Below are 24,009 nucleotides of genomic sequence, written 5' to 3' on the forward strand. Positions count from 1 at the left end.
TTTCGTGATTATCTCTCATTTTCATATAAATGCGTAACGATCTTTGCAAATGCTTCATATGCTCGATACTGCTTTTCTTTTCGTTCAAAGTCTACTACAACAAGTGCATATCGAGGAGAATCATATGGGAAATACCCTGCAAACCACTGATGGTCATACGGAACGTTTTCACCAAGCTCTGCTGTTCCAGATTTTCCAGCAACAGCAAAAGGCAGATCATTTAAATAAGAGCGGCCTGTTCCACTTAATACTACTTCTCTAAGTGATTGCTGAAGAGATTTCACTACTTCGTTGGATAATTGACCTTTACCAGCCCGCTTTTCTTTAAAACTTAAAAAAGTTGAATGATTTCTATACAGAATGTCACTTACAACTCTGACTTGTTTTGGTTCTCCTCCCCTACCGATTGTAGACATCATATTTGCGATGGCAAGGGGGCTTAGCTTTACATTCAACTGTCCTATCGCCGTTTGATCAATGGCTTTTTTTACTGATTTATCTTTCTCATTCTTAAAGAAAACGGGGTTCGACTCATCCGGGAATTGTTTAAAGTCTTCGTAATGATAAAGCAAGTCTTCCCATCCTACGGTTGAAGCGATACCAAGTTTCTTTGCTGTATTCTCGATAAACTTAGGATCATCCTTAATTAATTCTTCTGCAAGCTCTGTAAATGCTGCATTACAACTAACTGCAAAACTGTTTTTTAGATTTAACGTGCCAAGTTCACGTTTCCCGGGTCCATCACGGTATAAATTCCGATTGCAATCAAAAGTTCGGCTCGTTGAAATCCCGTGTTCATATGCAGCTGCTAAAACAACTGTTTTGAATACAGAACCCGGAAAATAACCTTTTAACATCTGATTAACTGCACCAGCTCCCAAAGGATCTTCAGTATTGAACAATGGACGACTAACCATACCAAGAAGGTTATTTTTTTCAATATCGATTAGAACAGCCCCACCATTTGTAATACCTGCCTGATCAACTGCTTTTTCTAAAGCACTCTGTTTGTCTAAATCAAGTGTTGTCTTTATTTGAAGGGGATAGAATGAATCTGATGTTGAGAACATTTTCACATCAAGTCCAAGTAAAGGATTACCCTGACGATCGGCATGATAAAGAAGAGTCGTATCCCCTTCAGAAATTAGAAACGGATCAAATGCTAATTGCAGACCAGAAATACCTAATTTTGTATTCTTATCAATTAATCCCTCATCCCATTTTTCAGGGTATTTTGACTTAACAAGTTCCGGATTCGGTCTAACACTACCAATAACATGGCCTGCTAACTGCCCTTCAACACCAGGTTTATATACGGCATAAACGCCAGGAATACTTAATTGATTGATTTTCTCCATCTCTTGTACCGATAGACCTTTCTTATATGTGAAGGGTTGTTTCTTGCCTTCAAAAGCTTGCTCTAGTTTCTTAGGAGATTCATTAACAATTGAAGCAACTACTTCGATTGGCCATTCTCTGTCCTTTAAAAAAGGAAAGAGAACAAGGGAGGGGCTGGAATCACTCAATGGAGTCTCATTTTTATCGAGAAGCGTCCCCCTACCTTCATCTAGCACATATGATTGGGTACGCTGATTAATGCTCGCCTCAATAAGGTTTATATCTTGTTTGGAATAGGATTCTGTTTCAATTAATTGAAGTTGAACAAGTCGACCGATCAGAATTAGGAACCCACACAGAAAAAGAATTGCAATTCCCTTCATCCTTTTCCTTCTCATACATTTCACCTCTTTATGAGTTTCGACCGATGTCCCGCTTTTCAAACTCACAAAAAAAGGACAGCCCTTTTGGCTATCCCTTCTTCTGACTCCTATTATTTAACTTCTAGAATTTCTACACGAATTTCTCCGCCTGGAGTTTGTACATTAACTTTCTCCCCGATTTGACGACCAAGCAGGCTTCTTGCCATTGGAGAATCATTCGAAATCTTTCCTTCAAATGGATCCGCTTCAGCACTACCTACAATAATATATTCTTCTTCATCGCCATCAGGAATTTCAACGAATTTAACACGTTTTCCAATTGAAACAACACTAGAAGAACTGTTATCTTCTTCAATAATTTCTGCGTTACGAATCATATTTTCAACAGTTGTAATGCGCGCTTCAACAAACGCCTGTTCATCTTTTGCAGCGTCATACTCCGAGTTCTCTGAAAGATCTCCGAAGCTTCGAGCGATCTTAATACGTTCTACAACTTCTTTTCTTTTTTCTGTTTTAAGAAGGTCAAGCTCCTTCTCAAGTTTTTCTTTCCCATCCTGGGTCATATAATATTTTTTATCCTCTGCCATTTCTTTCACTCCTTCATCAATTAAGGGCATCAATCGTAATAAACTGTATGAAAAAAAGAGGTAATTATACCTCGTTTTATCCTTATAGCATTGCTTTTTCTTCGAGTATTGTATGAATCTTTGTAACCATCAGATCGATTGCTACTCTGTTCTGGCCACCTTCTGGAACAATAATATCAGCGTAACGCTTAGTCGGTTCAATAAACTGAAGATGCATTGGGCGTACAACTGATGTATATTGCTCTACGACAGAATCAAGCGTTCTTCCCCTGTCACGAATGTCTCGTACCATTCTTCTTAATATTCGTAGATCTGCGTCAGTATCCACAAATAGTTTAATATCCATTAAATCACGAAGACGTTCATCTTCAAGAATTAGGATACCTTCCAAAATAATGACATCTTTTGGTTCGACAGGAATAATTTTATCAGATCTTGTGTGAACTGTATAGTCATAGACGGGTTTTTGAATCGAGTTGTATAACATCAACTCTTTCACATGTTCAATTAGTAAGTCATTATCAAAGGCGAGTGGGTGATCATAATTTGTCCCTAAACGCTCTGGCATTGATTTCTCACTCTGATCTTTATAATAAGAATCTTGTTCAATGACAAGTACTGATTGATCAGCAAATTGTTTAAATATCTCTCTCGTTACCGTGGTTTTCCCCGAACCAGAACCTCCGGCAACTCCAATTACAACAGGTCTATTAACCATAATCCTTCCCCTTCTATTATAGAAAAACCGCTCGTACGATCGCACGCCGGTTTTCCATCATCATGAGTTTATTCGCTGACTGACAGCAAGTCCATCTCCAATAGGATAGATGGTTGTGTACAGATCAGGATGAGACATTAGAAATTCATTATATTGACGAAGTTTTTTAACCATCGATCGAAAGCGTTTCTCTTGTATCTCTTCTTCAGCTACCATACCTCGAAACAATATATTATCAGAAAGTACAATTCCTTGTTCTTCAACAACGCCAAAGAATTCATCAAAGAAACGCTGGTACTGTCCTTTTGCTGCATCGATAAACAGCGCTTGATATGGTCCATATTGCTTAAGCTCATCAGCGAGTTCAAATGCATCGCCATATAAAATTGTTATGCGATCTGAGTATCCTGCTTTTTCAATATTTGCTACCGCCTCTTTATAACGAGTTTCATCACGTTCCACGGTAATAATAGCAGTTTCAGGCAGTAGATCAGCCATTCGGATGGCTGAGTAGCCAATGGCTGCTCCAATTTCCAAAATTCGATTAGGCTTTAAAAATGATAAAAGCTGTAGCATCACAGCGAGACTTGTCTGCTCCATAATAGGAATATGATTCTCTCTAGCGTACACTTCCATCTCTTCCATTAAACCTTCTCGTTTTGGCCGCAAAGATTCTAGATATTGTTCCACATGATCGGATATCATGAGCGGTCCTCCTTCATGTAACCCGAATAATTTTATCATAATCGAAAGGGGAATGGTAGCCTATCTCCCCATTCCCCTCAAATTTTTATTCTTCTTTCTTCTTTTCTTCTTTCTTCTTATAATACTCTTCCCACTCATTCTTATATTTAGCCACTTTTTTATTATGTTCGGCATTGGTTTTTGAGAAAAGAGTTTCCCCGCTCGGTCGAGCGTAGAAATAAAGTGCATCTGTTTTGGCAGGTTCAATTGCAGCTTCAATAGAGGATTTACCTGGATTCGCAATAGGTCCAACAGGGAGACCTTTTACAGTATACGTATTATAAGGTGACTTTTTATCAAGATCTTTTTGAGTAATCTCACCTGATTGTTTACCTCTAGCATAAACTACTGTAGGGTCAGTCTGTAAAATCATGTCCTCTTCAAGTCTATTGTAGAACACTTTTGATATCTTAGTTCGATCTGCTTTTGCAGATGCCTCTTCTTCAATGATAGAAGCTAACGTCATCATTTCATGAATAGAGTAATCACGGTCTTCAATTTCAGATCGATAATCTGTAAGAACTCGATCTGTTTTGTCCAACATTTCCTTAACCACTATTTCAACTGATGGCTCTTCTTCAAAATCATACGTTGCTGGGAAAAGATAGCCTTCAAGTGGATGACGAATATCGTCTTGTAAGACATCCTCTGTTAAGAACCAGTATTCATTGATTAACGCCTTTACATAATCTTTGTCATCAAGTTTCTTTATTACATCTTCTTGTTTTAAATCTAATTCCTTGGCTATTCGAGCAGCGATATCTTCAAGCCAGATTCCTTCAGGCACAGAAATTTTCGCCACGGCGTCCTTCATTACTTTCCCACTTTTCATGATTGAAATAATTTCATCCATTGTCATCGAAGGAGAAAGCTCATAGTCTCCAGCTTGAAAGCCACTTTCATTTTTGTATTTAACGTAATACCGGAACGCTGTACCATCCTTGATTATTCCCTCTTCTTCTAGCGTCTTACCAATCGACGAGGTTGATGAACCAATCGGAATTGTAACTGTCGTATCCTTATTGCTATCTGGATCAACAGGCTCAAGAATATTTTTTATGTAGAAGTAACCACCTGTAATAACGGCAGCCACCGTTATGGTCAAAAGCAATAAAATAATAAATACGATTTTTCGTACGGTATGATTCTCATTCTGGCGCTTCAATAGCTTCTCTTTATACAAGTCTTTATAATCAGACAACGCCGTGGCCCCCTTTCATCTTTTCCTATTATACTATAAGTCGACATATTGTCAGCGACAATGCCAACGTTCGTCAATTTTTCTCCATTATGTATTATACAAGTTTCCCTTTAAAGTTTGTAGTCATTTCCTTAAATCGGTAACTTCTTAACCAAAGGCTCTTTTCGTAAACATTGTTGCTATAAGAGTGAGAGGGATTTCCGCTCCAGGATGCTCGCTTTCCGCGGGGCGGGACGCTTGAGCTTCCTCGGCGCACTAAAACATTGCGCCTGTGGGGTCTCACCTGTCCCGCTAGTCCCGCAGGAGTCGAGCATCCTTCCGCTCCAATTAGCTAAGTGGGGTTCTTTATACAAAACTTCTTTCAAAAGCAACAATTTTTTAGAAAAGAGCCTTTAAAAAAGAAACTAACCTAAAGAAAAAAGCTACCGATGATTTCACCGGTAGCTTCGTCATTCTTTTATTCGTCTGCTTCTTCTTCCTCTTCAGAGAAAGTGTTGAGCATTTCTTCAACGATTTCCCATTCCTTATCTGATTCGATAGGGAATAGCTTGTAGTCACGTTCTTCATTGTCTTCTTCTTCGTAACGAAAAGCGTAAACTTCTACTTCGTCCTCACTATCAGCTTGATCAGCAGGGACGACTGTCATATAAGAATGTCCATTCTCTTCTACATCGAAAGTAAAGAGAACTTCAAATAGATGCTCATCACCGTTTTCGTCTGGTATGATAATGCGTTCTTTTTCCTCCATATTTTCACCTCATTAATTTTGCTTGCTGTCTAAGTATCCTTGCAGAATCATAACAGCAGCCATTTTGTCGATTACCTTTTTGCGCTTTTTGCGGCTCACATCAGCACTAATTAACATCCGCTCAGCAGCGACGGTCGTTAGACGTTCATCCCACATTTGAATAGGCAAATTAGTATGTTCTCCAATCAGATCAGCGAATGCCATGCATGCCTCTCCACTTGGGCCAATCGAACCATTCATATTCTTCGGGAGTCCAACAACGATCTTGCTGACATCATTCCCTTTAATAATTTCCATTAAACGATCAGGAATAACATCCTGTGCTTCAGGATCACGTTTCACCGTTTCTAATCCTTGAGCGGTCCACCCCATCGCATCGCTAAGTGCAACGCCAATTGTTTTCGTGCCAACATCCAAACCAAGTGTTTTCATGCTGTCTCCTTATCCTTGATGATGAGTAAGATACGATTTAACAAGCTCTTCAATCAATTCGTCTCGTTCAAGCTTACGAATTAAGCTTCTCGCATCATTGTGTCTCGGAATGTAAGCCGGATCCCCAGAAAGGAGATAACCCACGATCTGGTTAATCGGATTGTAGCCCTTTTCTTGAAGAGCGCTATAGACGGTGAGCAACACTTCCTGGACATCATGATTATATGCGTCGTCTGGAAAATTAAATTTCATTGTTTTGTCCATCGAACTCATTCCTTACACCTCTTTCTCCGATCCCCATCTAGAATCGTAACTAGTCAACTAACCTTATTGTACACTAATGAAACCAAATTAGGAAATGGATTTCACCCAATCTGCTGTGTATGCAAGTGCTTCATCCAACTTTTCAGGGTTTTTACCGCCAGCTTGTGCCATGTCAGGGCGGCCACCGCCACCGCCACCACAGCGAGTAGCAAGTTCCTTAATTAATTTTCCTGCATGATAACCTTCTTTTACAAGGTCGTCTGTAATTCCTGCTGCAAGCTGAACTTTTCCGTCTGCTCCGCTACCTAGTACGACAATCACGCTTCCTAGTTGAGATTTCAAATCATCTACGATACTACGCAAATTGTTCATGTCTGTCTCAATTCGTTTGGCTACAACCTTCACGCCATCCACTTCTTGAACATCACTTGCCATTTGTTTTGCTTCAACATTCGCAAGCTTGGATGTTAGAGAATCATTTTGTCGCTGTAGATCTCGAATTTGACCTAGTAATGCTTCTGTACGCGATGGAACGTCCTTCACATTTGATTTTAACAAGTCAGCCGTGTTTTTCAAAATAGACACTTGCTCATTCAGTACCTGGTAAGCTCCCTCACTTGTTACAGCTTCGATTCTTCGTGTACCTGCACCAATTCCTGACTCAGAAACAACTTTGAAAAGACCAATTTCAGCTGTATTCTGCACGTGAGTACCGCCACACAATTCAAGGCTATAGTCTCCAACTCGAACAACTCTTACAGTATCTCCGTATTTCTCACCAAATAATGCCATTGCACCCATTGCTTTTGCCTCTTCAATTGGTTTAACCATTGTGTTCACAGGGATATTAGCCCAGATCTGATCATTGACGCGCTTTTCAATCTCTTCAAGTTCACTAGACGAAATTTGACCGAAGTGAGAGAAATCAAAACGGAGACGTTCTGATCCAACTAGTGACCCAGCCTGATTAACATGGTCACCTAGAACATCCTTTAATGCCTGATGAAGTAAGTGAGTTGCGGTATGATTCTTAACAATCGCAGAGCGGTTTGTTCGATTAATTTCCGCAACAACTTTTGCACCTGTTTGAATTGAACCAGATTCAATAACTGCTGTATGCACATGTTGTCCATTTGGCGCTTTCTGTACATCTGTTACACGAAGCTGGACGTCCTCTCCGCGAATGACGCCAGGATCTGCAACCTGTCCGCCGCTTTCTGCGTAAAAAGGTGTTTGCTGTAATATCACTTGAACTTCATCGCCCTCAGTTGCTTCCTCAGTAAGTTCTTTGTTCTTCACAATTGCAACAACTTCTGTATGAATCGAACGCTCTTCATATCCAACAAAATCACTTGCTACTGAAATGTCGCCTAGTGCACCGCCCTGAACTTGCATAGAGCCTGTGTCCTGACGTGCATCCCGTGCACGCTTTCGCTGCATACCCATTTCTTCTTCGAATCCAGTACGATCGATTTCCAAACCTTCTTCTTCTGCATATTCCTCAGTTAATTCAACAGGGAAGCCATACGTATCGTAGAGACGGAATACATCGCTACCAGAAATCATTGTGTTTCCAGCTTCTTTTTCTTTTTTAATAATGTCAGAAAGAATTGCTAGACCTTCATTTAGGGTCTCATAAAAACGATCTTCTTCATTCTTAATTACTTTCTGAATGAATTCTTTCTTTTCGTTCACTTCTGGATAGAATTCTTTCATGATGTCACCAACAACAGGCACAAGCTCATACATGAAAGGACGATTAATACCAATCTGTTTCGCAAATCGAACAGCACGACGGAGAAGTCTTCTTAATACATACCCTCTTCCTTCATTTGATGGAAGAGCACCATCACCAATAGCGAAAGTTACAGTACGAATATGGTCAGCAACTACTTTAAAGGCTGTATCTCCTTCTCTAGAATCACCGTATTTCACCTCAGCCATTCGTTCTGTTTCACGAATCGTTGGCATGAAAAGATCTGTATCATAGTTCGTCTTTGCATCCTGGATAACAGAAACCATTCGCTCTAGTCCCATACCAGTATCAATGTTTTTCTTAGGAAGTGGTGTATACGTTCCATCAGGATTATGATTAAATTGGGAGAAAACAAGGTTCCAAATCTCTAAATAACGCTCATTCTCTCCACCAGGATAAAGCTCTTCTTCTGGATCTTCTGCTCCGTATTCTTCGCCGCGATCATAGAAGATTTCCGTATTTGGACCACTTGGCCCTTCACCAATGTCCCAGAAGTTTCCTTCAAGACGTATAATTCTTTCTTCAGGTAGACCGATTTTTTCACTCCAGATTGTATATGCCTCATCATCCTCTGGGTGGATTGTTACGGATAATTTGTCAGCATCAAAACCGATCCATTCCTTACTAGTGAGAAATTCCCATCCCCATTCAATTGCTTCTTCTTTAAAGTAATCCCCAATTGAAAAGTTTCCAAGCATCTCGAAGAATGTGTGGTGTCTTGCTGTCTTGCCGACATTTTCAATATCATTTGTACGAATTGATTTCTGTGCGTTAACAATTCTCGGATTATCTGGAGTTACACGTCCATCGAAATATTTTTTTAGCGTAGCCACTCCACTATTGATCCAGAGAAGCGTAGGATCTTCGTGTGGTACAAGGGAAGCACTCGGCTCAACCGAATGGCTTTTTTCTTTAAAGAAATCAAGAAACATTTGTCTTACATCAGCTGAAGTTAGCTCTTTCATAAAACATCCTCCTTAAATTGGTTTAAACGAAAATTCATCCGAGAGGTGTGAGCTTTTTTCCATACAAAAAACTCCCACCCCTGAATAAATCAGGGACGAGAGTTTTATAAGCTCACGCGGTACCACCCTGGTTATAAGCAAACTTGCGCTTATCACCTCAAGCGACCGTAACGAGGTCGAGACGGCGGGGATTAATCCGCACTCAGGATTAGCGTTCTGCTGATCTGATTCCTGAAGCTCTTCCAGCCATGGAGCTTCTCTCTAATGAATACGTTTGTATTCAAGAATAGTGTTCAGCGTACTCGATCCGTCAATGTGTTCTTTTCTTAATCTCTGCGATTATTATAGTCAGAGCAGCAATCGTTTGTCAATCGCTTGCGTCACGCTTATTGCGATAAAGTATGAGCGCTTTTAAAACAGCAAGTACTGGTACAGCCAAAATCAGACCAATGACACCAGCTATTTCCCCACCTGCAAGAAGTCCAAAGATAATAATAACAGGGTGAATGTGAAGACTTTTTCCAACAATATATGGAGAAAGAATGTTGCTTTCAATAAATTGTAAGACGATAATTACAACTACTGTTATTATAACCATCTTCATTGAAACAGTCGATGCAATCAAAAGAGCAGGCGCAGCACCAAGAAAAGGTCCAAAGTATGGAATGATATCTGTCACGCCAACAATGACACCTAATAGAATTCCGTACGGCAATTTAATAAGCCAGAAGCCTAGAGCTGCCAATACACCGAGTACTGAAATAACAAAAAACTGACCACGAATGTAATTTCCTAGCGACTCATCAATTCTAATTAGTAATTCTTTCCCAGGCTCTCTCCACTTTGGAGGGGTTATTCGCCATGTCGTTTTCTTTAGCGTTTCAAAATCTTTCAGTAAATAGAAAACGATAAAAGGGATAATCATAATCACGAAAAATGAGCTTAACAGCTTTTTAGCAAGCTCTATCGCAATTGTAAGTGTATGATTCACTGTATTCTCGACATCTTGAAATGCCTGATCTATTTTACCTTGAAGAGATGGTGGTAAATGAGACGTATAATCATACATGTGATGAACCGTATCACGATACGTATCCATAAACATTGGGACATTTTCCATTAACTCTTGAGACTGCTTAACGATATGAGGTACGCCTTTAAATATCGCATAACCTGTTCCACCAAAAAAGAGAACATAGATTAAGAGAACAGCAATACCTCTTGGAAGTCCTTCTTTATGGATTTTTTCAACAATGGGATGAAGTAAATATGTGATGAGTGAAGCGATTAGAAAAGGAACAAGCAAAACTGTTAACACTTGTATTGCAGGCTTCCAGATTGGCGAAAGTTTAAGAAGCAAATAGACACATAGAAAAACAAGCAGAAGGGTCGTTAGATAAATGAGCCAATTAAGGTTCCATTCTCGTTTCAATGACTATTCCTCCCGCAATGTTAATCTACAACTCAATACGCATGTCATAGTCTTCAAATAGATCGTCAAGCGATGTAAGAGAACCGTCTTCTTCTACCTGATGTAGAGAAAGAACGCCTTTTACAATCGACATCTCCACGAAACAGCTCCAACAATAGAATTGATTCGCACCAATTTTTCCGATATTTTTACTTTTACAATTTGGACATACCATTTCTCTATGCCTCCTAATCCAGCATTTTAAAAAGATATACACAATCTTGCCCATTTGAAGATGATTCTATACTGATAGCTGATTCAAATGCTTCCTCACTCTAATAAAAAGGCTGCATTTTAAAACAGTGTTGCTTTTGCTATAAGAGTAGTTGTTGATTTCCGCTCCAGAATGCTCGCTTTCCGCGGGGCGGGCGGTGAGCCTCCTCGGCGCGCCTGCGGGGTCTCACCTGTCCCTGTCCCGCTAATCCCGCAGGAGTCGAGCATCTTCCGCTCCAATCAACTTTGAAGTGTGCGTTTTAATACAAACCCCTTTTTAAAAATAACAATCTTAAAAAGAGTTTTTGGAAAACATCCAATAAAAAAAGCCAGAGGATGTTCCTCTGACTTTTAGATCGATTCTTCAATTGTTGTTTGTTCACCAATCATTTCTTGTAACTTCTCCGTTAATCTCGTATTTCTATCCTGATCATCTTCCGTTTGAATAGCAAGCTTAATGGCATCTTCTTCGCCGCAGAGAATCAAATAATCTTTACTTCTTGTAACCGCGGTATAAAGAAGGTTTTTACGTAGCATACGATAATAACCTCTCACTATCGGAAGAACAACAATCGGGAATTCACTCCCCTGTGACTTATGAATGGAACAGCAGTAAGCGTGTGTTAATTGATTGAAGTCTGGACGATCATAAACAACTTCTTGCCCATCAAACGAGACGACCAGTTGGTCCTGCTTTTCAACATTCTCCTTAGCAAAGAAAATAGAAACAATTTCACCCATATCACCGTTATAAACATTTTCTTCAGGATTATTGACGAGTTGAAGTACTTTATCTCCAACTCTGTAAACAAGATCACCATGTGGAAGTTCCCTTCGCTGTTCAGAAGGAGGATTAAAAAGCTTTTGTAGCTCTTGATTTAAACGATCAACTCCCGCTGAACCTCTATACATTGGTGCAAGTACTTGAATATCTCTTGGAGAATACCCTTTTCGGAGAGCATTGCCGCAAACTTGAGACACTACTTCAATGATTTGCGCTTGAGAACAAGGGAAAAACCTTCTGTCTGGTGTAGGTTTATGAAATTCTTTCGGCAATTCGCCTTCCTTTATTGAATGTGCAAGATCAATAATAGAAGAACCTTCCGCCTGACGATAAATATCCGTTAACTTGCTTACAGGAACAGCATTCGAATCAATCATATCTTTTAGGACCTGACCAGGCCCAACTGAAGGAAGCTGATCTTCATCACCAACTACAATCACTTGAATTTGAGGAGGAAGAGATTTAAAAAGTTGATTGGCTAACCATACATCCACCATTGAAACTTCGTCTACAATGAGTAATCGCCCTTCAATTGGATTATTCTCATCGTGTTCAAAACCGGCTTCGCCTTTCCAACCAAGCAATCTATGTATTGTAAAAGCGGGGAGACCGGTCGCTTCACTCATACGCTTAGCTGCTCTTCCAGTAGGTGCTACGAGTAGAACAGGAAATGGGTTATCTTTCGAATAATCTTTTGGCTCAAGTGAAAGCCCATTTAACTCAGCGTACAATTCAACAATTCCCTTTATTACGGTCGTTTTTCCAGTACCTGGTCCTCCGGTAAGAATCATGAACGGCGAAGCAATCGCTTTTTGCACTGCATCTCGTTGCGATGGAGCATATTGAATACCTAGTCGCTCTTCAAGTTCACCTAGAGCTCGATAGAATTCTGACTCAGGAAAAGAATCTGCGTACTCCGTTTGAGACATCACTTTATTTAATCCCGTTACAAGACCTTTTTCAGCATAATAAAGAGAATGCAAGTAAATTCTCTCTCGATCAAGAATCAGCTTATCGGCTTCATAAAGGGAAATAAGTTCTCTTGAAATATCAGCTTCGTCAAGCTTGTCCCCTAGCAATTCATCAACGGATTTCACAAGTGTATCGTACTCAAGATACACATGTCCTTCCTGAAGTGTCTGCTCATTCAATGTATGAAGACATGCAGCTCTTATTCTGTCAGGATGCTTACCTTCAATACCAATTGCTTTGCCAAGTTCATCTGCACGTCTGAAACCAATACCCTCTACGTCTTGGATCAATTGGTACGGATTTGATTCTACAACTTCTAGTGTTTCTTGTTTATATGCCTTAAAAACTTTCATCGATAGCTTTGGACCAAATCCAAGTTCTGTTAGCCGAATCATAATCTGATCTAGCCCCTGGTGTTCCATAAGAGAATCATAGAGACTCTTTGCCTTTTCTTCAGTTAGCTTCGGAACTTTGCTTAAAATAGAAGGTTCCCTCATGATTTTAGCAATTGCGCGTTCCCCTAAGGTATCGACAATCGCTTCAGCTGTCTTCTCACCGATCCCATGAAATAGATCACTTGATAAATATTGAACTAGTCCAGGCTTTGATTCTGGAAGCTGCCTTTCAAATGACTCGACAGAATATTGTTTTCCATATCGAGGATGATCTGTGAAGCGACCGTAGAATATATACGTTTCATCCTCAAGTAATCTTGGAATCATCCCATTTACGACTACTTCACGTTCATCATACGCCTCATTTGTTTCGGCAATACGAAGTCTTGCCACCCCATACAAACTCTCTTCATTAAAAAAGATCATTTGAATCGGTCTTCCTTTGATGTATCCTTTTTGCGGCTCAACCATAAGATCTTCTCCCCAATAACTTAGAATTTAATTGTTATTGTTCATCGCTTGTTCCATTTGCTTCTTGCCGTTACCTGCTAGGAGGTGATCTGGTTGAATAGCAAGTGCTTTGTCAAAGCAACTTATCGCTTTTGTTATATCTTCTTGATAAGCGTGGCTTACACCAAGATTAAACCATGCATCTGCATGTTCTGGGTCTTCCTCCACAACTCTCTCAAATTGTGGCAATGCCACTTCGACTGCTCCTTCTTGAGCAAGACAAAGCGCATACTGAAATCTTGCTTCTGTATCAGCCTCATTGAGTTCAACTGCACGCTGGAAAAACGGAAGGGCTAGACGCATCGCATCTTGCATAACAAAGCACTGTCCAATCATAAAGTGAACATCACTTTGATCAAGTCCCTGTTGTATAGCATTCTGGTACATATCTGCCGCGTCTTTGTATTGTTCAAGCTCAAAGAAAGCATTTCCGGCACCATAATAAGCCGTTCCTTGAGTTTCATCAAGATCAATCGCTTTCTCGAAATAAGCAACTGCCTGCTTAATTTCTCCAGCCTGTGCAAGTAGATTTCCAATATTCGTATAAGCAATTGGATCTTTGGGATTCTCTTCAATTGCTTCATAAAGAAGCGTAACCGCTTTTTCAAGCTCTCCATTATTCATCGCTTCTATTGCTTGTTCATTTTTATTACTCATTATAAAAACTCCTTATTTCTTTAGCTTAATCTCTAGTTTAGCATAACTTGGCGACAGTTTCCCCACCTCAAAAAACAGCCTCATTTCAAATTGAAATGAGGCTTGTTGTTAAACATATGTGAGTTCACTTGAATTCTTGAATACTTGATCAATCGTTGCACCACCGAGACATTCATCTCCATTATAGAAAACAACAGCCTGTCCAGGTGTAATAGCACGAACTGGTTCATCAAACGTCACTTTCAACCGATCATTGTCAAGTTTCAGAACGGTAACTCCAGAATCCTTTTGGCGATAGCGGAACTTCGCTGTGCACGCGAATTGATTCTGAATTGGAAGATCTGAAACCCAACTTGAGTTAACAGCAATTAGTGAATCAGAATAGAGCAAATCGTTATGGAAGCCCTGATCAACGTATAACACATTGCTATCAAGGTTTTTACCGACAACGAACCAAGGCTCACCATCGCCGCCAATACCAAGACCGTGACGCTGACCGATCGTATAGTACATCAATCCATCATGGGTACCTTTTTCTTCGCCATCAAGCGTCATCATCTTACCCGGTTGAGCAGGAAGATATTGCCCAAGAAATTCTTTGAAGTTGCGCTCGCCAATGAAGCAAATACCTGTGCTATCTTTTTTCTTAGCAGTAGCAAGACCAGCCTCTTCAGCCATTTCACGGACTTTTTTCTTCTCAATTCCACCAAGTGGAAACATGACTTTTGAAAGTTGTTCCTGAGTAAGCTGATTCAAAAAGTACGTCTGATCCTTATTGTCGTCAACGCCACGAAGCATCTTCACTTCTCCATCACGTTCAACGACCTGAGCATAGTGCCCAGTTGCAAGATAATCTGCTCCAAGCGTTAGCGCATGCTCTAGAAATGCCTTAAACTTGATTTCTTTATTACACATAACATCTGGATTTGGTGTACGTCCACCTTTATATTCATCAAGGAAATAAGTAAACACTTTATCCCAGTATTGCTTCTCAAAGTTGACTGCGTAGTACGGAATGCCGATCTGGTTGCATACACGGATAACATCATTGTAGTCTTCTGTCGCTGTGCATACTCCGTTTTCGTCGGTGTCGTCCCAGTTTTTCATGAAAATGCCGATCACATCATAGCCCTGTTCTTTTAGCATAAGGGCTGCAACTGATGAGTCAACGCCTCCGGACATTCCAACCACGACTCTAGTATCTTCATTCTTTCGTGCTGTCATGGTTGCACCTCCTCTTCATTAACACAAATTGTGTCCTGACTATTTTATAACTTCTTTAACCGATTGACAATCTTAACGACTTCCTCTGCCGCCTGTGTCGCATCTTCTTCTGTATTGCCATATCCAAAACTAAATCGAATGGCTGTTTGTGTACGCTCATTATCTCCGTACATGGCTTTTAATACATGTGACGGCTCATGAGATCCTGCAGTACACGCTGAGCCACTTGATACAGCAATACCTGCTAAGTCTAAGTTCATCAACATCGGTTCCACTTTCGCATCAGGAAAGCTTACATTGAGAACATGAGGTAACACATTATTTTGGTCACCATTTAAATAATATTGAATTGATTCTCTCTTAAAGATCTCGGTCATTGTTTCTTTCATTTTATGATAAAGTCTAACTTTCTCTTCTCGATCCGAATACATAAGCTTAACAGCTGTCTCCATGCCAACAATACCTGCAACATTTTCAGTTCCAGCCCGACGCTTACGCTCCTGCTCCCCACCTTGAGAAGACGGCACAAGCTTTGTTCCATCTTTCACATATAAAAAACCAACGCCTTTAGGGCCGTTTATTTTATGTGCAGAAACAGATAGTAAATCCACACCGAGCTTGCTTACATCAAGATCGATTAGGCCATATGCTTGAACGGCATCTGTATGAAAGAGAATGTCATGTTCTTTAGTAATCTGAGCAATCTCTGTAATCGGCTGAATCGTTCCAACTTCGTTATTACCGTACATAATTGTAATTAACGTAGTTTCTTGGCGAATAGCTCCTTTAAGGTCCTCAATAGAAATTCTTCCACTCTCATTCACTTGTAAATAGGTAACTTCAAAGCCTTCCGCTTCAAGACTCTTACAAGCGTTAAGTGCTGCGTGATGCTCAACGGCTGTTGTAATAATGTGCTTCCCTTTTTCAACATTCGCTTTTGCAGCTCCAATAATGGCGAGATTGTCAGCTTCTGTTCCTCCACTTGTGAAAACAATTTCATTAGGAACAGCTCTTATACTTTTTGCTATGCTGCTTCTTGCTTCATCAAGTGCATGTCTAGTTTTACGCCCAAATTGATGAATACTTGAAGGATTACCAAAATCATTCTGTAACGAAGCCACCATTGCTTCAATTACTTGAGGATGAACGGGCGAGGTTGCAGCGTGATCCATATATATTGCCTTCATTACTCTTCACCTCTTAACACCAGCAACACGCTGGTTATACTAAATATAGAACATGTAGCTGTCTTGCTCTCCTTCACCTTCATATGTTGCAAGGTCTTCAAGGGTAGTGGAGTCCAGTACATCCTTAACTGCATCTCTAATTTTCAACCAGAGATCACGCTTCGCAGGTTCTTCATCATCCATTACTTCAACTGGACTAATCGGTCCTTCAAGAACACGAATAATATCTCCGGCTGTAATTGTGCTTGCATCCTGCGCAAGGATATAGCCACCATAAGCACCACGCACGCTCTTTACAAGACCTGCGTTTCGAAGTGGTGCAACAAGTTGCTCAAGATAATGCTCAGATAAATCTTTACTTCTTGCAATGGATTTAAGCGAAATAGGACCTTCACCGTGCTTTTTTGCTAACTCCATCATAATGGTTAATCCGTATCTTCCTTTTGTCGATATCTTCATTTCTTCCACCTCTTTCTATCAATCGAGCCACAAGCATCTTGCATTGAGGCAATGAATAGCCAACAATCGGTCCAATCGTCACACAAAATAAGAGTGTTCCAATATTAACAGGACCCTTCAATAACCAGCCAAGAGTAAGCACAACCATTTCCATCGAAAGCCTGATATGCTGTACTTTCCAACCTATTCGCTTAGTTAAAACGAGCATAAGGCTATCTCGTGGACCAGCTCCTCTATCTGCTGCAATATACAATCCAATTCCATACCCCATAATGAGAATACCACTTATCAGCATGATTAGTTTTCCAATTAATTGATCTGGTGTTTTAAGAATTGGAAGCCATAGATATAAATCAATGAATAAACCAACCAGTAACATGTTAAGAAAAGCACCGGGTTTCGGCCAGGAGCGCTCTAGTAAAGACGTCGAACCAATGATGACAAAACCAATGATAATCGACCATGTCCCAATTGTTAATCCAAACTGTTGGTAAAGGCCAATGTGAAAAACATCCCACGGTGCACTTCCAATTTCTGCACGAATCATGAGTGCTATTCCAAAAGCCATCACAAGAAGACCAACTGTAAAAACAACCCAGCTCATCCAGAACCTCGACGCTTTGTTTCCTGGTTTCATTTTATCCCTCTTTACTCGATCTTAACTCATTTATTCGCCATTGATTCTGTTAGTAAACCTTCGCTATTATAGCATGAACCGGTTTTTCTTGCATTTCCAAAAGACGTATAGTATGTTTCAACTATCTATGAAAGGACGGGTGTTTGATGGATTTATTTGATTATTCTCCTGACAAGAACAACACTTCTTCTGGACCGCTTGCAAGTAGAATGCGCCCCAGGTCCATAGAAGAATTTATCGGACAAGATCATATAATCGGTGACGGAAAATTGTTACGAAGAGCGATTCAAGCAGATCAGCTAACACCGATGATTTTTTTTGGTCCTCCTGGGACAGGTAAAACAACACTCGCTCGCATCATCGCAAACACGACATCCGCTCATTTCGAGCAATTAAATGCTGTTACTTCAGGTGTAGCTGATATTAGAAGACTAACATCAGAAGCAAAAGATAGATTAAAGATGGATGATAGAAGAACAGTGCTATTCATTGATGAGATTCACCGTTTTAATAAATCACAACAGGATGCCCTCCTGCCATTTGTCGAAGACGGAACGATCGTTCTAATCGGCGCTACAACAGAGAGCCCGATGTTCGAAATTAATCCCGCCCTTCTATCTCGTTCAAGATTATTTCGATTTGAACATCTTAATGAAACCACGATAAAAGATATTTTGCATCAAGCCATCCATGATCAAGACCGTGGATTCGGTAGATATGATATTGAGATTCTAGATTCAGCGATCGAACACCTCATTGATGTATCTAATGGAGACGCTCGAACTGCGCTAAATGCACTTGAACTTGCCGTATTAACGACGACCCCAGATGAGAGTGGGAAGCTCGTTATCACGCTTGCTATTGCAGAAGAATCAATTCAACAGCGGGTATTACAATATGACAAAGATAGTGACAACCACTATGATACTGTCTCAGCTTTTATTAAAAGTATACGAGGATCTGATGCAGACGCTACATTATACTGGCTCGCAAAAATGATTTATGCAGGTGAGGATCCGCGTTTTATCGCAAGAAGATTATACGTTCACGCTGCTGAGGATATTGGGCTAGCTGATCCAAATGCACTTCTTGTAGCACATGCGGCAAGCTACGCTGTTGAGTTCATTGGTATGCCTGAAGCTAGAATTCCACTTGCAGAAGCAGCACTATATCTAGCCACTGCTCCAAAAAGCAATGCTGTAATTAAAGGAATTGACTCAGCCCTTGAAGCAGTGAAAAAAGAGAAAAGCGGCACAGTTCCAGTTCATTTAAGAGATTCTCACTACAAAGGAGCATCCGAACTTGGACACGGAATAGATTATAAATATCCTCATAGTTTCCCTGGAGGTTATGTGCCACAACAATATCTCCCTGACCACATGACTCGTAAAACGTTCTATAAACCTACTGACCGCGGCCATGAACGTACTGTTCAAAAACGACTGGATTACTTCGCAGAACGTATTAAATCTGATAACAAGAAAGCTTAACAGCAGTGCATGAGCACTGCTGTTTTTCTTTGTATTCTTACAATCTATCTCATTTTCACAAGACTTCTGTATAAATTCTTTCATACTGGCAAAGCTATGATTACTTTCAAAACGCTATGAAATGAAGATAAAGGAGCTGAATGTAAATGAAAGTAAGACAAGATGCGTGGTCTCATGAAGATGATTTAATGCTTGCCGAAACAGTGCTGCGGCATGTTAGAGAAGGTAGTACACAATTAAAAGCTTTTGATGAAGTTGGTGATCGACTCAGCCGCACGTCAGCAGCAGTAGGCTTCCGCTGGAATGCGATTGTACGTGAACGTTATGAACAAGCTTTGAAGCTAGCTAAAAAGCAAAGAAAAGAAATGAAACGTGCAGAAATCAGACAGCCAACATATACAGAAAAAGAAGTACGCCCTTCTATGATGAAAAGTGAACAAACACTCTCTCAGACAATGATTGAAACACCTGTCAAACAAACTGAGCAAGTTGTAACCCAAAAGCAAATGACAATGAGAGATGTTATTTCTTACTTATCAAATCTCGAGCAATCCGCATCTGGAACAAGCAGACTGAGGACAAATCTCGAGAAACTAGAATTGGAGAATCAACACCTAACAGAAGAAAACACTCTTCTCCACCAAAGAATCAAAACACTAGAAAACGAACAACAGGTCATGAAAGAGGATTATCAATCTCTCATCCAAATCATGGACCGAGCAAGAAGAATGGTAGTCCTAAACGACAACGAAGATCACAACGTACCCGGCTTTAAAATGGACAAGAACGGGAATTTAGAAAAACTTGCGAGATAACGAAAGGCGGAAGTGGGCGTTTAGACACGGCAGGCACTGGAGCCCTATAATTTGAACACGTTCTTTGTGTTCGAGTTATAGGGTGAAGTGACCGAGTGTCTGCCCACTGCAGCTGGATCTCACGAAAGGCGGAGACGAGCGTTTAGAAACGAAGATATTGGAACTCTTGAATTGGAACACGCTTTTTGTGTTCCGATGAAAGAGTGAAATATCGGAGTTTCTGCGAGTCGTAGCTGGATCTCACGAAAGGCGGAAGTGGGCGTTTAGACACGGCAGGCACTGGAGCCCTATATTTTGAACACGTTCTTTGTGTTCGAGTTATAGGGTGAAGTGCCAGAGGGTCTGGCCACGCAGCTAGACACGAAAAGCGGAGACGAGCGTTTAGAAACTGAAATACTAAAACTCTTAGATGAGAACACACTATCGACAAAACAATTTCTCATACAAAAAAAAGCATCAGTTCATTGAACTGATGCTTTGTTATTTGTCATAAAAAAAGAAGAGCCCCAACTGTGCCGTCCTTTCCATAATCGTTGAACCTGCATTGGCAGGTGGGTGCCCTATTCCATCCTTCGTACGTCCTCAGCTACCGAGGCATGTACTCTGGACGGAAAGGATCAGGCTCCCGTTGTAAAAGTGTTGGCTCAAATTATTATGGAAGTAAACGTACACTTCAGGACTCTTCGTTAACTTGTAATTGAATTATAGCAGACCTTCAAAACGATTTCAACGCTCGCGTTTTAGGTCCTTTTTATTATTTTACCATTTGCTTGAACACTCTATTCTTTTTCAGCGGTAACAGGCTTTTTAGCAAGTTCAAGATTCAGTTCCTTGAGCTGCTCTTGACTAACTGGAGAAGGCGCTTCTGTTAACAAGCAGCTTGCACTAGCTGTCTTAGGGAATGCAATTGTGTCACGTAAGTTTGTTCTTCCAGCAAGTAGCATCACAAGACGGTCAAGACCAAACGCAATTCCTCCGTGTGGTGGAGTGCCATATTCGAAAGCATCAAGTAGGAAACCAAATTCTTCTTCAGCTTCTTCTTTAGTAAATCCTAGCGCTTTAAACATTTTTTCTTGGATATCGCGCTGGAAGATACGCTGAGATCCGCCACCAAGCTCATATCCATTAAGAACAAGGTCATACGCATCAGCACGAACTTGACCTGGCTCATCTTCAAGAAGATGAAGATCTTCTTTTAATGGCATAGTAAACGGATGGTGCTCTGCAAAATAACGATCCGCTTCTTCATCGTAACTCATAAGTGGGAAGTCCATCACCCATAGGAAGTTAAACTTGGATTGGTCAATCAGATCAAGCTCTTTCCCTAGTTTTGAACGAAGAGATCCAAGACTGTCAGCTACAACAGATTTGCTGTCAGCTACAAAGAGAAGAAGGTCTCCCGCTTCTGCATCGAACGCTTCCTGTAACTGTGCTGAAAGTGCTTCATCAAAGAATTTAGAAATTGGTCCCTTTAAACCATCTTCTTCAACTTTAAGCCATGCAAGTCCTTTTGCCTTGTACGTTTTCACATACTCTGTTAGTGCATCGATGTCTTTACGTGAATACTTACTTGCTGCACCCTTCGCGTTAATCCCCTTAACCGCTCCTCCAGAAGATACAGCACCAGAGAATACTTTAAAGTCAGAGTCTTTTACAAGCTCAGATACATCAACGAATTCCATTCCAAAACGTGTGTCTGGCTTATCAGATCCATAGCGATTCATTGCTTCAGCATGAGACATACGAGGGAAAGGCTTTTCAATTTCTATTCCTTTTGTTTCTTTTAAAACAGCTGTCATCATTTCTTCCATCATGGATATGAGATCTTCTTTAGGAAGAAATGATGTTTCAATGTCCACCTGCGTAAATTCAGGTTGGCGATCCGCGCGAAGGTCTTCATCTCGGAAACAACGTACAATTTGGTAATATCGTTCAAAGCCTGATACCATCAGGAGTTGTTTAAACAATTGTGGAGACTGAGGAAGAGCGTAAAACTCTCCTTCATGTACTCGACTTGGTACAAGGTAATCACGTGCTCCTTCTGGCGTGCTTTTTGTTAGCATAGGCGTTTCAATTTCTAGAAATTCATTGTAATCAAGGTAGTCACGGATTACTTTCGTCGTGCGGTGACGAAGTTTAAATGTATCCTGCATAACAGGTCGTCTAAGATCAAGGTAACGATACTTAAGGCGAATATCTTCTCCTACTTCAACATCGTTTGAAATACTGATCGGCGGGTTTTTAGCAGCATTGAGTATTTCAAGCGATTCAGCATGTACTTCGATAGAACCTGTAGGGAGGTTTGCATTAACCGTACCTTCTCCACGTTCAACTACCTTCCCTTTAATACCTAGAACATATTCACTTCTTACCTTCTCAGCAAGTTCTAGCGCTTCCTTAGATACATCCGGGTTAAAAACAACCTGGACAATTCCAGAACGGTCTCTAAAGTCAATGAAAATTAGTCCACCAAGATCGCGTCGTTTTTGCACCCATCCTTTTAATTCTATTGTTTCTCCAATTTCGCTCTTACGAATTTTCCCACATGAATGGCTTCTTCCGATCATTCTCCATCTTCCTCCTTTAATTTCTCTTTGAGATATGATGACACTTCAGTTAGACTTACGGCTTCTTGTTCACCAGTTATCATATCTTTTACATTAATTTCGTTTCGCTCGATTTCTTCATCACCGAGAATAGCTACATACTTCGCTTGAAGACGATTAGCTGCTTTGAACTGACCTTTCATTTTCTTATCAAGGTAGTCTCGTTCTGTAGAAATCCCTGCTTTTCTAAGCTTTTGAACAAGACCATTTGAAACAGCTTGAGCTTCCTCACCCATTGTAACGACATAGCAATCAATCGTTTTCTCTACTGGCAATTCAATACCTTCCGCCTCTAGAGCCATTAACAACCGTTCAATGCTCATTGCAAAACCGATACCAGGTGTTGATGGACCACCCATTTCTTCGACTAGACCATTGTAGCGGCCACCTCCGCTAAGTGTTGTAATAGCGCCAAAGCCGTCAGCATCACTCATAATCTCAAATGCAGTATGATTGTAATAATCTAATCCCCGAACAAGACGATCATCCAGGACATATTCGATATTCATATGATCCAACGCTTCCTTCACTTTACTGAAATATTGCGCTGACTCTTCATTCAAATAATTAATAATTGAAGGAGCAGTTGCCATCAATTCATGATCTCTGTCTTTTTTACAATCAAGAATTCGAAGTGGGTTTTTCTCTAAACGATTTTGACAATCACTACAGAATTCGCCAATGCGAGGCTCGAAGTGATGAATAAGTGCTTTACGATGTGCTTCACGACTTTCCTTATCACCAAGACTATTTAAGTATAGTTTAAGCTTCTTAAGTCCTAATTCTTGATATAGTCCCATTGCTAGTGCTATTACTTCAGCATCTATTGATGGATCGTTACTTCCAAGTGCTTCAATCCCAAATTGAACAAATTGTCTCATTCTACCTGACTGAGGGCGTTCATACCGGAACATTGGGCCAATGTAATAAAGTTTTACAGGTTGCTCTGGCAAACCGTACATTTTGTTGTTCACATATGCACGTACTGCTGATGCTGTTCCTTCTGGACGAAGAGTTAGACTTCTATCGCCGCGATCCTGAAAGGTATACATTTCTTTTTGAACGATATCCGTTGTATCTCCTACACCACGTTGAAAGAGTTCTGTGTGTTCAAAAATAGGTGTGCGTAATTCGTGATAATTATATCGACGACAAATATCTCTTGCCTTACCTTCAATATATTGCCATAACTCAGATGTACCAGGCACAATATCCTGAGTACCTCTAGGGATTTGAAAACTCATGTCTTTGTCCTCCTTTAATCACTACCGAGAAGCCTACAGTTACGTTAGGGCACCTATTGCGCTGATCCTTTTTGAATACAAAAAAAACTCCCATCCCTGAATCGAAATTCAGGGACGAGAGTTACCCGCGGTGCCACCCTAATGGAAGGACGAGTCCTTCCGCTTAAACAGTTAACGCCTGTTTACGTCATCCCCTACTGAGCAATCTG

21 protein-coding genes, 1 other RNA gene and 1 other annotated feature (1 of these 23 running past the window's edge) are annotated in these 24,009 nt (G+C 40.5%); of the genes, 2 read left to right on the forward strand and 20 right to left on the reverse strand.

The features are described from left to right. Positions 1-8: 8 nt before the first annotated feature. From FBF83_RS13380 to FBF83_RS13460, 17 genes are all read right to left on the reverse strand, one after another. Complete coding sequence (locus FBF83_RS13380; RefSeq protein WP_136947644.1) at positions 9-1,736, reverse strand: peptidoglycan D,D-transpeptidase FtsI family protein; 1,728 nt, start codon at positions 1,734-1,736, stop codon at positions 9-11. Between the two features lie 95 nt (positions 1,737-1,831). After that, the gene (gene greA, locus FBF83_RS13385) at positions 1,832-2,308 is read right to left on the reverse strand and encodes a transcription elongation factor GreA (RefSeq protein WP_136947645.1); all 477 of its coding nucleotides are present in this window, start codon (positions 2,306-2,308) and stop codon (positions 1,832-1,834) included. An 82-nt stretch (positions 2,309-2,390) separates the two neighbouring features. Then, entirely contained in the window at positions 2,391-3,029 is a 639-nt protein-coding gene (gene udk / locus FBF83_RS13390; protein WP_169525481.1) for a uridine kinase, read from the reverse strand. A 57-nt stretch (positions 3,030-3,086) separates the two neighbouring features. Beyond that, positions 3,087-3,731 (reverse strand): O-methyltransferase, encoded by a 645-nt coding sequence (locus FBF83_RS13395; RefSeq protein ID WP_136947647.1) that lies wholly within the window; start codon positions 3,729-3,731, stop codon positions 3,087-3,089. An 85-nt stretch (positions 3,732-3,816) separates the two neighbouring features. Beyond that, positions 3,817-4,971, reverse strand: coding sequence for an endolytic transglycosylase MltG (gene mltG, locus FBF83_RS13400; protein WP_136947648.1), 1,155 nt, complete (start codon positions 4,969-4,971; stop codon positions 3,817-3,819). 457 nt (positions 4,972-5,428) lie between these two features. Then, positions 5,429-5,719 (reverse strand): DUF1292 domain-containing protein, encoded by a 291-nt coding sequence (locus FBF83_RS13405; RefSeq protein WP_136947649.1) that lies wholly within the window; start codon positions 5,717-5,719, stop codon positions 5,429-5,431. Positions 5,720-5,731: 12 nt separating this feature from the next. Then, positions 5,732-6,151 carry a Holliday junction resolvase RuvX gene (gene ruvX, locus FBF83_RS13410; protein WP_136947650.1) on the reverse strand — a complete coding sequence of 140 codons (420 nt, stop codon included), beginning with the start codon at positions 6,149-6,151 and terminating at the stop codon, positions 5,732-5,734. Positions 6,152-6,160: 9 nt separating this feature from the next. Continuing rightward, positions 6,161-6,424, reverse strand: a complete 264-nt coding sequence (locus tag FBF83_RS13415) for an IreB family regulatory phosphoprotein (RefSeq protein WP_048312684.1) — start codon at positions 6,422-6,424, stop codon at positions 6,161-6,163. A 78-nt stretch (positions 6,425-6,502) separates the two neighbouring features. Further along, positions 6,503-9,136: an alanine--tRNA ligase gene (gene alaS / locus FBF83_RS13420; RefSeq protein WP_136947651.1), complete on the reverse strand. Its 2,634-nt coding sequence runs from the start codon at positions 9,134-9,136 to the stop codon at positions 6,503-6,505. A 367-nt stretch (positions 9,137-9,503) separates the two neighbouring features. Beyond that, on the reverse strand, positions 9,504-10,568 hold the full coding sequence (locus FBF83_RS13425; protein WP_240688094.1) for an AI-2E family transporter: 1,065 nt from the start codon (positions 10,566-10,568) through the stop codon (positions 9,504-9,506). 25 nt (positions 10,569-10,593) lie between these two features. Continuing rightward, positions 10,594-10,782 carry a hypothetical protein gene (locus tag FBF83_RS13430; protein WP_048312679.1) on the reverse strand — a complete coding sequence of 63 codons (189 nt, stop codon included), beginning with the start codon at positions 10,780-10,782 and terminating at the stop codon, positions 10,594-10,596. Positions 10,783-11,171: 389 nt separating this feature from the next. Beyond that, on the reverse strand, positions 11,172-13,442 hold the full coding sequence (locus tag FBF83_RS13435) for an ATP-dependent RecD-like DNA helicase (protein ID WP_136947652.1): 2,271 nt from the start codon (positions 13,440-13,442) through the stop codon (positions 11,172-11,174). Positions 13,443-13,469: 27 nt separating this feature from the next. After that, positions 13,470-14,138: a tetratricopeptide repeat protein gene (locus FBF83_RS13440; RefSeq protein WP_136947653.1), complete on the reverse strand. Its 669-nt coding sequence runs from the start codon at positions 14,136-14,138 to the stop codon at positions 13,470-13,472. Between the two features lie 108 nt (positions 14,139-14,246). Next, positions 14,247-15,362, reverse strand: a complete 1,116-nt coding sequence (mnmA, locus tag FBF83_RS13445; RefSeq protein ID WP_136947654.1) for a tRNA 2-thiouridine(34) synthase MnmA — start codon at positions 15,360-15,362, stop codon at positions 14,247-14,249. A 44-nt stretch (positions 15,363-15,406) separates the two neighbouring features. Then, the gene (locus FBF83_RS13450; RefSeq protein WP_136947655.1) at positions 15,407-16,549 is read right to left on the reverse strand and encodes a cysteine desulfurase family protein; all 1,143 of its coding nucleotides are present in this window, start codon (positions 16,547-16,549) and stop codon (positions 15,407-15,409) included. A 39-nt stretch (positions 16,550-16,588) separates the two neighbouring features. Then, on the reverse strand, positions 16,589-17,008 hold the full coding sequence (gene cymR, locus FBF83_RS13455; protein ID WP_136947656.1) for a cysteine metabolism transcriptional regulator CymR: 420 nt from the start codon (positions 17,006-17,008) through the stop codon (positions 16,589-16,591). Then, positions 16,941-17,645, reverse strand: coding sequence for a YczE/YyaS/YitT family protein (locus tag FBF83_RS13460; RefSeq protein ID WP_136947657.1), 705 nt, complete (start codon positions 17,643-17,645; stop codon positions 16,941-16,943). The genes cymR and FBF83_RS13460 overlap by 68 nt, the downstream gene beginning before the upstream one ends. A gap of 146 nt (positions 17,646-17,791) precedes the next feature. Here FBF83_RS13460 and FBF83_RS13465 point away from each other — a divergent pair, with 146 nt between their 5' ends. Together FBF83_RS13465 and FBF83_RS13470 are read left to right on the forward strand one after the other, a co-directional pair. Continuing rightward, positions 17,792-19,135 carry an AAA family ATPase gene (locus tag FBF83_RS13465; RefSeq protein ID WP_136947658.1) on the forward strand — a complete coding sequence of 448 codons (1,344 nt, stop codon included), beginning with the start codon at positions 17,792-17,794 and terminating at the stop codon, positions 19,133-19,135. A gap of 146 nt (positions 19,136-19,281) precedes the next feature. Beyond that, positions 19,282-19,950 carry an RsfA family transcriptional regulator gene (locus FBF83_RS13470; RefSeq protein WP_136947659.1) on the forward strand — a complete coding sequence of 223 codons (669 nt, stop codon included), beginning with the start codon at positions 19,282-19,284 and terminating at the stop codon, positions 19,948-19,950. 499 nt (positions 19,951-20,449) lie between these two features. Here FBF83_RS13470 and ssrS read toward each other — a convergent pair. The 3 genes from ssrS to hisS all read right to left on the reverse strand — a co-directional run bounded on the left by ssrS (position 20,450) and on the right by hisS (position 23,800). After that, a non-coding RNA gene (gene ssrS / locus FBF83_RS13475) (6S RNA) lies at positions 20,450-20,633 on the reverse strand. Between the two features lie 96 nt (positions 20,634-20,729). Then, on the reverse strand, positions 20,730-22,517 hold the full coding sequence (gene aspS / locus FBF83_RS13480; RefSeq protein WP_136947660.1) for an aspartate--tRNA ligase: 1,788 nt from the start codon (positions 22,515-22,517) through the stop codon (positions 20,730-20,732). After that, entirely contained in the window at positions 22,514-23,800 is a 1,287-nt protein-coding gene (gene hisS / locus FBF83_RS13485) for a histidine--tRNA ligase (protein WP_136947661.1), read from the reverse strand. Before hisS ends, aspS begins: the two co-directional genes overlap by 4 nt. A gap of 107 nt (positions 23,801-23,907) precedes the next feature. Next, positions 23,908-24,009 (reverse strand) — a binding site (T-box leader) (it continues 121 nt past the right edge of the window).

The organism is Guptibacillus hwajinpoensis (assembly GCF_005144865.1).
GTDB classification, from domain to species: Bacteria; Bacillota; Bacilli; order Bacillales; family Guptibacillaceae; genus Guptibacillus; species Guptibacillus hwajinpoensis_A.

Coding starts and splice junctions, on each gene's coding strand:
- FBF83_RS13380 (WP_136947644.1), bottom strand. CDS start 1,736: ATGAGAAGGAAAAGGATGAAGGGAATTGCAATTCTTTTTCTGTGTGGG.
- greA (WP_136947645.1), bottom strand. CDS start 2,308: ATGGCAGAGGATAAAAAATATTATATGACCCAGGATGGGAAAGAAAAA.
- FBF83_RS13395 (WP_136947647.1), bottom strand. CDS start 3,731: ATGATATCCGATCATGTGGAACAATATCTAGAATCTTTGCGGCCAAAA.
- FBF83_RS13405 (WP_136947649.1), bottom strand. CDS start 5,719: ATGGAGGAAAAAGAACGCATTATCATACCAGACGAAAACGGTGATGAG.
- ruvX (WP_136947650.1), bottom strand. CDS start 6,151: ATGAAAACACTTGGTTTGGATGTTGGCACGAAAACAATTGGCGTTGCA.
- FBF83_RS13415 (WP_048312684.1), bottom strand. CDS start 6,424: ATGAGTTCGATGGACAAAACAATGAAATTTAATTTTCCAGACGACGCA.
- alaS (WP_136947651.1), bottom strand. CDS start 9,136: ATGAAAGAGCTAACTTCAGCTGATGTAAGACAAATGTTTCTTGATTTC.
- FBF83_RS13430 (WP_048312679.1), bottom strand. CDS start 10,782: ATGGTATGTCCAAATTGTAAAAGTAAAAATATCGGAAAAATTGGTGCG.
- FBF83_RS13435 (WP_136947652.1), bottom strand. CDS start 13,442: ATGGTTGAGCCGCAAAAAGGATACATCAAAGGAAGACCGATTCAAATG.
- FBF83_RS13440 (WP_136947653.1), bottom strand. CDS start 14,138: ATGAGTAATAAAAATGAACAAGCAATAGAAGCGATGAATAATGGAGAG.
- mnmA (WP_136947654.1), bottom strand. CDS start 15,362: ATGACAGCACGAAAGAATGAAGATACTAGAGTCGTGGTTGGAATGTCC.
- FBF83_RS13450 (WP_136947655.1), bottom strand. CDS start 16,549: ATGAAGGCAATATATATGGATCACGCTGCAACCTCGCCCGTTCATCCT.
- cymR (WP_136947656.1), bottom strand. CDS start 17,008: ATGAAGATATCGACAAAAGGAAGATACGGATTAACCATTATGATGGAG.
- FBF83_RS13460 (WP_136947657.1), bottom strand. CDS start 17,645: ATGAAACCAGGAAACAAAGCGTCGAGGTTCTGGATGAGCTGGGTTGTT.
- FBF83_RS13465 (WP_136947658.1), top strand. CDS start 17,792: ATGGATTTATTTGATTATTCTCCTGACAAGAACAACACTTCTTCTGGA.
- FBF83_RS13470 (WP_136947659.1), top strand. CDS start 19,282: ATGAAAGTAAGACAAGATGCGTGGTCTCATGAAGATGATTTAATGCTT.
- aspS (WP_136947660.1), bottom strand. CDS start 22,517: ATGATCGGAAGAAGCCATTCATGTGGGAAAATTCGTAAGAGCGAAATT.
- hisS (WP_136947661.1), bottom strand. CDS start 23,800: ATGAGTTTTCAAATCCCTAGAGGTACTCAGGATATTGTGCCTGGTACA.